The sequence below is a fragment of the Sedimentibacter sp. B4 genome (genome assembly GCF_000309315.1).
GTDB lineage: Bacteria > Bacillota > Clostridia > Tissierellales > Sedimentibacteraceae > Sedimentibacter > Sedimentibacter saalensis.
In genome coordinates, this window is the sequence record NZ_CANG01000364.1 from 1 (window position 1) to 224 (window position 224).

Annotated in this window: 1 pseudogene; it reads left to right on the forward strand. The window is 69.6% G+C overall.

Going from position 1 to position 224, the window contains the following annotated elements:
• Positions 1–224: pseudogene (locus BN358_RS11455) on the forward strand (TIGR01457 family HAD-type hydrolase); the annotation flags it as partial.

Consider the following 224-nt stretch of genomic DNA (forward strand, 5'->3'; position numbering starts at 1 on the left):
CTGCACGGTGCGGGCTTCGTGCTCACCGACACCAACCCGGCGTACGTGGTGCTCGGCGAGACCCGCAACTACTCGTTCGAGGCGATCACCACGGCGATCCGGCTGATCAACGCGGGTGCGCGGTTCATCGTGACCAACCCGGACACGACCGGGCCGTCTCCGACCGGGGTGTTGCCGGCGACGGGCTCGGTGGCGGCGATGATCACGGCGGCGACGAACCGCCA